The sequence below is a fragment of the Actinomadura roseirufa genome (assembly GCF_900659635.1).
In the GTDB taxonomy this organism is placed as follows: Bacteria; Actinomycetota; Actinomycetes; order Streptosporangiales; family Streptosporangiaceae; genus Spirillospora; species Spirillospora roseirufa.
The window spans coordinates 22,787-30,212 of record NZ_CAACVB010000087.1 but is presented as its reverse complement, the minus strand read 5'-3'; the positions used below and the strand labels follow the sequence as shown (position 1 = coordinate 30,212).

Annotated in this window: 7 protein-coding genes and 1 pseudogene; 2 read left to right on the top strand and 6 right to left on the bottom strand. The window is 74.3% G+C overall.

Annotated features, from left to right (window positions below; genetic code table 11):
- A pseudogene (locus tag E1291_RS42090) lies at window positions 1-638 on the top strand (hypothetical protein); the annotation flags it as partial.
- 16 nt (window positions 639-654) lie between these two features.
- On the opposite strand, the gene E1291_RS19600 reads toward E1291_RS42090, so the two are convergent.
- From E1291_RS19600 to E1291_RS19575, 6 genes are all read right to left on the bottom strand, one after another.
- Window positions 655-1,272: a response regulator gene (locus E1291_RS19600; RefSeq protein WP_131739281.1), complete on the bottom strand. Its 618-nt coding sequence runs from the start codon at window positions 1,270-1,272 to the stop codon at window positions 655-657.
- A gap of 91 nt (window positions 1,273-1,363) precedes the next feature.
- A complete protein-coding gene (locus tag E1291_RS19595; protein WP_131739280.1) occupies window positions 1,364-2,029 on the bottom strand; it encodes a response regulator in 666 nt (221 codons plus the stop codon).
- A 53-nt stretch (window positions 2,030-2,082) separates the two neighbouring features.
- The gene (locus E1291_RS19590) at window positions 2,083-3,390 is read right to left on the bottom strand and encodes a sensor histidine kinase (protein WP_207400817.1); all 1,308 of its coding nucleotides are present in this window, start codon (window positions 3,388-3,390) and stop codon (window positions 2,083-2,085) included.
- A gap of 106 nt (window positions 3,391-3,496) precedes the next feature.
- Entirely contained in the window at window positions 3,497-4,753 is a 1,257-nt protein-coding gene (locus E1291_RS19585) for an alpha/beta hydrolase (RefSeq protein WP_131739279.1), read from the bottom strand.
- 1 nt (window position 4,754) lies between these two features.
- The gene (locus E1291_RS19580) at window positions 4,755-5,894 is read right to left on the bottom strand and encodes an alpha/beta hydrolase (RefSeq protein ID WP_131739278.1); all 1,140 of its coding nucleotides are present in this window, start codon (window positions 5,892-5,894) and stop codon (window positions 4,755-4,757) included.
- 203 nt (window positions 5,895-6,097) lie between these two features.
- Window positions 6,098-7,066 carry a cytochrome P450 gene (locus tag E1291_RS19575; RefSeq protein WP_131739277.1) on the bottom strand — a complete coding sequence of 323 codons (969 nt, stop codon included), beginning with the start codon at window positions 7,064-7,066 and terminating at the stop codon, window positions 6,098-6,100.
- 215 nt (window positions 7,067-7,281) lie between these two features.
- Between E1291_RS19575 and E1291_RS42085 the strand changes: the two genes are divergently transcribed.
- Window positions 7,282-7,425 (top strand): hypothetical protein, encoded by a 144-nt coding sequence (locus tag E1291_RS42085; protein ID WP_165495194.1) that lies wholly within the window; start codon window positions 7,282-7,284, stop codon window positions 7,423-7,425.
- Window position 7,426: the final 1 nt, after the last annotated feature.

Below are 7,426 nucleotides of genomic sequence, written 5' to 3'. Positions count from 1 at the left end.
CGGTCCGGCGGCCGCCGCCCGCGCCCGCGACGAGCGCCGACGCCACCGTGACCGACGAGCCGTCCGGACGCCACCTGCCCGGCCGCCGGCGAGACGGCCGCCCGGGAGAGCGGGGCGACGACGCGGCGGAGACCGTCCTGGACCCGGCGGAACTCGAGGCGATCACCCGGCAGGACACCTCGAACGGGCGCCACCCGGACACGGGCCGCCCCGGTTCCGGCGCGGACGACGGCTCGCGGACGCTGCTGGAGACGGACTGGGCACCGCCCCCGGCACGGCCGCCGGGGCCCGCCCCGCAGACGCCGCCGCCGTGGGAGCAGCGGCAGCAGTTCACGCCCTGGCAGCAGCCCCCGCCCGTGCACGAGCCCGCCCGCCACGACGCCCTCCACGGCGCCTCTCACGGCGCCTCTCACGGGGCCTCTCAGGGGGCGTCCCGCAGCGGTTCCCACGGCGGGCGGAACGAGCGGCGCAGGACCCTGCTGGTGGTCACGGTCGCGGTGCTGCTGGTGATCGCCGCGGTGCTGGCCGGGGCGTTGATCCTGCGGCACAAGCTGCAGGCGGGGGCGATGGCGGAACCGCCGGGCGCCGCCCGGCCGGTCGCCGCGGCCCTGAGCGTCGCACCGGACCCGCGGACCTGAGCGGGACCGCCCCGGATCAGTGGGACAGCGCGTCCAGGGCGAGGCGCAGCGCGGCGACATGGTCGTCGAGCAGGCCGGGGTCGGCGGCCTCGCCGGAGCGCATCCGGGCCACCTCGCCCTCGACCTTGACGAGCCGCTCGTCGAGGGAGCGCAGCATCCGCTCCCAGCCCTCGGCGCCGTCGACCGGGCCGGCGTCGGCTCCGGCCAGCGTCTGGCGCAGCAGCGCGGCCTGCCGCCGCAGTTCCAGGTTGCGGCGGTGCAGGTCGACGAACACCGAGACCTTCGCGCGCAGCAGCCACGGGTCGAACGGCTTGGTCAGGTAGTCGACCGCGCCCGCCGCGTAGCCGCGCAGCGCCTGCCGGCCGGCCTCGCCCGCCGCGGTGAGGAAGATGATCGGGACGTCGCGGGTGCGCGGCCGGGCCTTGATGTGGCCCGCGGTCTCGAAACCGTCCATGTCCGGCATCACGACATCGAGCAGGATCAGCGCGAAATCGTCGTTCAGCAGTTCCTTCAGGGCCGCCCGGCCGGAGGAGACGGGGACGACCTCCACGGGAAGGGCGTCGAGCACCGCGGTGAGGGCGACCAAATTCTCCTCGCGGTCGTCGACCGCGAGGATCCTCGTGGCGTTCGGCACCGGACTCCTTCGCGTCGGTGACGGCCTGTGCGTCCCAGCCTGCCACGCCACCGTGCGCCGGTGCCGGGGAATCGCACCGGAGCGAGGATTTCTAGGGGAGCCAGCCCGGTTTGACCAGACCCGACTCGTAGGCGAACACCACGAGCTGGGCGCGGTCGCGCGCCCCGAGCTTGACCATGGTGCGGCTCACATGGGTCTTGGCGGTCGCCGGGCTGACCACCAGGCGGCCCGCGATCTCCTCGTTCGACAGGCCCTCGCCGACCAGCGACATGACCTCCCGCTCCCGGTCGGTGAGCGCGTTCAGCCGCGGCGACGGCGCGGGCTCCTTGGCCCGCGCGGCGAACTCGGCGATCAGCCGCCGGGTGACGCTGGGCGACAGCAGCGCGTCCCCGGCCGCCACCGCCCGCACGGCGTGGATCAGCTCGACCGGCTCGGTGTCCTTGACCAGGAAGCCGCCGGCGCCGCCGCGCAGCGCCTCGAACACGTACTCGTCGAGCTCGAACGTGGTGAGGATCACGATGCGGACGTCGCCGAGCCGCGGGTCGGAGGCGATCCGGCGGGTGGCGGAGAGCCCGTCCAGACCGGGCATGCGTATGTCCATGAGAATGACGTCGGGCCGCAGCCGGGCCGCCAATGCGACGGCCTCCTCGCCGTCGCCCGCCTCGCCGACGACCTCGATGTCGTCCTGCGCGTCCAGCAGCGCCCGGAAGCCCGCGCGGACGAGCACCTGGTCGTCCGCCAGCACCACCTTGATCATCGTGTGTCCCCGATCATCGTGAGTCCTCCGCGTCGCCGTGCCCTCCGGGGCGGTCATGGGGCCCGCTCGCCGAGCGGCGCGCCGTCCGCCCGGTCGCCGTCGAGGGGCAGGACGGCGCGGACGCGGAACCCGCCGCCCTCGCGCGGCCCGGCCTCGAACGCGCCGCCGAGCGCCGCCGCCCGCTCCCGCATGCCGCGGATGCCGCTGCCGCCCGGGTGGTCGTCCAGCAGGGACACGCCCCGGCCGTCGTCCTCGACGAGCACGACGATCTCGTGCTCACCGTAGGCGATGCCGACCCGCGCCGTCACCGGCCCGGGGCCGGCGTGCCGGGTGACGTTGGTGAGCGACTCCTGGACGATCCGGAACGCGGCGAGGTCGGTGCCGGCGTGCAGCGGCCGCCGGTCGCCGGTGATCTCGGCCCGCACCGCCAGGCCCGCCGACCGCGCGCGGGCGAGCAGGTCCTCCAGCCGGTCGAGCCCGGCGGTCGGGGCGCGCGGCGCGCTCTCACCCTGGGCCCGCAGCGCGCCGATCACGCCGCGCATCTCGGTGAGCGCCTCCTTGCTGGCCTCCTTGATGGCGGCGAGCGCCGTGCGGGCCTGCTCGGGCCGCTCGTCCATCAGGTGCAGCGCCACGCCCGCCTGCACGTTGATCATCGAGATGTTGTGGGCGAGGACGTCGTGCAGCTCGCGGGCCATCCGCAGCCGCTCCTCGCTGGCCTGGCGGCGCTCCTCCTCGGCGTGGGTGCGGGCGGTCTCGGCCACCTTCTGCCGGCGCATGCGGATCAGCTCGGCGGTGACCAGGACCACGAGGGCCCAGCCGACGACGAACCCCGTCCCGGGCAGGCTCGGCCGCTCGACGGGGAACACGTGCCCGCTCTCGCCGCGCCGGTCCATCGGCAGGCCGATGACCGAGGTGAGGGCGAAGTAGGCGGTGAGCGCCGCGCCCGTCCCGGCCCAGGCCACCAGCCGGTGCCCGGCCGTCACGGCGGCCAGCATGGCGACGCCGACGGCGAAGGGCGCCGGGCCATAGGGGTAGGCGCGCAGGAAGTACAGGCCCGTGATGACGCCCGTGGCGACGAGCGTGACCACCGGATGGCGGCGGCGCAGCAGCAGCAGCGCGGGACCCGCCAACAGCAGCACGATGCCCAGCACGTCCATGTGGGTGCTGCCATAGGGGGTGTGCCGGACACCGCCGTCCGCATCGCCGTGACGCCACGGCCCGCCGCCCTCCCCGCCGGGCCGGCCCGCCAGCGACCCGAAGACCTGGACGGGCGCCAGAATCAGCGGGACGACCCATACGGGCCAATCGACGGGCCGCGGCCAGCCGGGCCGGACCGGAGCGCGGGGCGGGGAACTGCTCACCCCAGCACGTTAGGACATGGATGGGAGGTTCCACGTCGGCCCCGGGGAGTGCGCGCGCCTACTCCTGGGGAGGTAGCGCTCCGTGGAGGCGGCGCGGCCCGCTGTCCTACTCTCCGCGAAGGTGGGCGCTGAGCCACTCCAGGATCGGGGCCAGGTGGAACCGCCACTGCTTCAGCGTGCCCAGGTTGCCGGGGAACACGGTCTTCTCCGCGCTCATCGGCGGCTTGGCGAGCGCGACGAACCGCTCGGCCTGCTGGGCGTCCGTACCGTCCGAGCTGGCCGCGGTCAGCACCGCCACCGGCGGCGGCGTCACGTGCTCCAGCCGCCACAACAGATCGTTGTCCAGCCGGAAGGGACGGCTGGCGCCGTACGGGTCGGCCGCCGGGGCGGCGGTGCCGCCGTCGGTGGGGGTGTTGAACTGGCCGTTGATGCTCGCGGCGGCGATGAACCGGTCGGAGTGCAGCATCGCGAGCCGGGCGGCGCAGTGCCCGCCCGTCGCGAACCCTGCCACGCCCCAGCCCTTGCGGGTCTCCGGCAGCCGCCCGGGGTAGGCGCCCGCGAGCGCGAGCGGCAGGTCCTGGGCGAAGAACGCCTCGGGCTGGCCGCCGGGCCGGCCGGGCGCGTCGATGCACAACGGGTTGCGGGCGCCGTGCGAGCGGCCGTGCGGCGCCCCGCGGCCCGCCGCGCCGCCCGACACCTTCCCCGGGCCCTCGCCCGGGGAAGGCGGCGTCGGGGTGAGCCCGCGCGCCGACCGGAGCATCACGTAGACGAGCGGCTGGATGCGGCCCTTGGGCTCCGCCCTCCCGACCTCCTCGGGCAGCCGCGCCTGCCGGAGCCAGGCCATCTTGTCGTCGGACGCCCCGCCGGAGATCAGGACCAGCACGGGCAGCCGCTTCTTGGCGTACGCGGGCTGGAAGTACTGCGGGGGGAGGTAGACGTACGCCTCGGCGTTCAGCCCGCTGCGCGGGCCGCGGATCTCCAGCCGGTCCACCCGCCCGTCGCGCCGGACGCCGTGCTCGTGGCCGTCCCGGCGCCGCGGGGCGAGGTCGGTGGTGGCGTGGTGGACCAGGTCGGACGGCTTGGAGTCCTCGCCCCGGCTCGGCTGCACCTGGTTGACCTTGACCTTCACGACGTCGCTGCCGAACAGGTCGTTCCAGGTGGCGTAGAACACGAAATGGCTGTTGGCGAGCAGGACGACCACCGTCGTCAGCGACGCCTGCGCGGCCACGAGCATCCCCGACCGGGTGAGCAGCGCCCGGTGCCCGGTGCCCGCGACGCGCGGCCACAGCACGACGACCGCGGCGACGCAGGCGACGGCCGCGCCGCAGACGAGGACGAGGAACGTCATGCTCGTCGGTTCCATGTCATTCCCCCCGGAGCCGGGCGCTCAGCCATCGCATCGCCGGCGGGATGTACCGGCGGAACGTCTTGAAGTTGTGACCGCCCGTCGGCAGCAGCACCTTGTCGACCACCAGCGGGGGGCGCGCCGCGGCCATGAACTTCTGTGCCTGCGGGAAGGTCTTCTCGCCCACGTCCGCGGAGGCGACCAGGATCGACACCGGCGGCTGCGGCAGGTTCTGCAGCCGCCAGATCAGGTCGCTGGAGCGCCGGATCACCTTGCTGCCGCCGTACAGGTCGCGGGTCGTGGTGTCCTGGATCGCGTCGAAGTGGCCGGCCAGGCTCGCCCCGGCGGAGAAGGTGTCGGAGTGCAGCAGGGCCAGCTTGGTCGCGCAGTAGCCGCCGGTGGAGTAGCCGGCGACGCCCCAGCCCTTGCGGCCGTACGCCGCGCGGTAGGTCGTGGTGATCGCCTCGGGCACGTCCTGGGCGAAGAACGACTCGACCTTCGGCCCGCCCGGCACGTCGGCGCACTCGGTGTCCCAGCCGTCCTCGACGGTGGGCCGCATCATCACGTAGATCATCGGCTGGAGCTCGCCGGTGGTGGCGGCCCGCGCCGCGTCCTGCGGGATGTGCCCCTTCTTGATCCAGATCTTCCGGTCGGTGGAGGGGTAGCCGGCGATCAGCAGCACGACCGGGAAGCGCCGGGACGCGAAGGCGGGCTGGAAGTACTGCGGCGGGAGGTAGATGAACGCCTGGGAGGAGATGCCGGTCCGGATGCCGCGGATGTCGAGGTGCTCGACCTGGCCGTCCCGGCGCGGCACGTGCTTGCCGTTGCGGCCGGGTCCCAGGCTCGACCGCACCTGCCGGACGACCTGGGTCGCCGCGGCCACGTGCGCGTTCGGCGGTCCCTTGGGCCGCACCTGCGACGTGCCGCCCGCGGCGGTCGCGAGGTCCTTCCACGTCCCGTAGAACTGGTAGTAGCTGTTCAGCGCGGTGACCAGCGTCAGCATCACGGCGAGCTGGCAGCCGACGAGGATCAGGAGGCGCGCCGCGACGGCGCGGGGCCCGCCGGACGACACGCGCGGCCACGCCCAGACGGTCGCGGCGAGGCAGCAGGCCACGACCGCCGTCAGCAGAACGAGCAGCCCCCAGCTCGTCAGTCCCACTACCCGGCCCCCTCTGGCGGATGCACGCCGCCCCAAGGGCGTGTACAGGTTCAACTCCGCCGACGTTCGGCGGAGTTCCAGCGAACGTTCAGCGAATGGTCAAGATCGTAAACGGCGGGGTGTCTCCAGGCCGTCTCAGGGGACGGCCGACCTGCGGCCCGGGGCCGCGGTCGTGTCGACTGCGCTTGGCGCTCTCCCCGCGGTCAGCCGGTCCAGCGAAACGGCAGGCGTTCGAAACCGTGGCGGGCAGTTGACCGCAACATTACCGGCTCTCCCGCGGCGGCGGCACGCCCCGGTCGTTCCAGGATCGCCACGAGGAGGGCGCGCAGATGTACCCGGGCCAACCGGGCGCCGAGGCAGGCGCGGTCCCCATGGCCGAAGCACAGGTGCGGCCGGACGCGCTGCTCCCGCTGGTGACGGCGGTTCGCGCGGGACGGGCCGCCGCGTCCGGGGCCGGCCGCGCCCGCGCCGCCGGCCCGGGGCCGGTCGGTGAGGAAGCGCTCGGGCACGAACCGGCCGGGGTCGGGAAAGATCTCCTCGTCGTGGTTGGCGGAGGCGAGCCACAACGCGACGCGCTCGCCCGCCAGCAGCGGGACGCCGCCCAGGACGGCGGCGCGCCGCACGGTGCGGCCCACCTGCGCCACGGGCGTCCACCAGCGCAGCATCTCCTCGACGGCGCTGTCGAGGAGGCGTTCGTCACAGCGGCGCTGCCGGAGCCGCTCGTACTGGGCGGGGTGGCGCAGCAGCGCGTGGAGCCCGCCGCCCAGCGTGTTGCGGACGGTCTCGGGCAGGTCCGCGGCGACCTGCGTGACGAAGTCGACGGGTTCGCCGTCGGGGACGCGGTCGAGCATCGCCCGCGCGGGCGGGTCCATGTCGAGCAGCGTCTGCGGCGGGGGCTCGGCGCCGTCGTCGAGGTCGCCGTCCAGGGGGCCGTGCAGCACGCCGTCGCGCTCGGGCGCGAACAGTTCGGGATGCAGGAGGGCGTAGCGGACGTCGGCGTAGCGCAGCACGGCCCATGAACCCGGGCGGCCGTCCGGCCGGCCGGCCAGCCACACCACCGGTGTCCTGTTCCGCAGCCGTTCCAGCCGGTCGTGGGGGATGCCGCGGGCGTGCGCGTCCGCGCGGCCGAGGGCCTCGGCGTCGGAGACCGGCGCGCCTCGCCGTTGAGGCATGGGAACCCCTCCTTCAAGGCGGACGGTAACGCGTCCGGAAGGTGTCCGGGCCGGAGTGGTCTGTCCGGTTGAGGACGCCCGTGGGCCCCGTTTTCACGAGCCGCCTGGAGCCCTTTCGGGGGTACGTCCCTTTCTCGGGGAAAAGGACGTACCTATTTCGACGCCTTGTGCTATTTTTCTCAAGCTTACTGGGGGTTTGAAGGAGTGTGCGGGGAGTGAACCGCAAGAAGGTCGGCCTGCTGGCCGTCGCGTTCGTGGTCGTCGTCGGTGCGATGGAGGTCCTGGCCCTGCGGCTGGGCTCGTTCGACTTCCCCGACCCGGAGAAGAAGCCGCGCCCGGCGGTGGCGGAGAACCCCTAGG

Excerpts from the sequence above, each read along its gene's own strand:
- E1291_RS19595 (WP_131739280.1), bottom strand. The coding sequence starts at position 2,029 with ATGATCAAGGTGGTGCTGGCGGACGACCAGGTGCTCGTCCGCGCGGGC.
- E1291_RS19585 (WP_131739279.1), bottom strand. The coding sequence starts at position 4,753 with ATGGAACCGACGAGCATGACGTTCCTCGTCCTCGTCTGCGGCGCGGCC.
- E1291_RS19575 (WP_131739277.1), bottom strand. The coding sequence starts at position 7,066 with ATGCCTCAACGGCGAGGCGCGCCGGTCTCCGACGCCGAGGCCCTCGGC.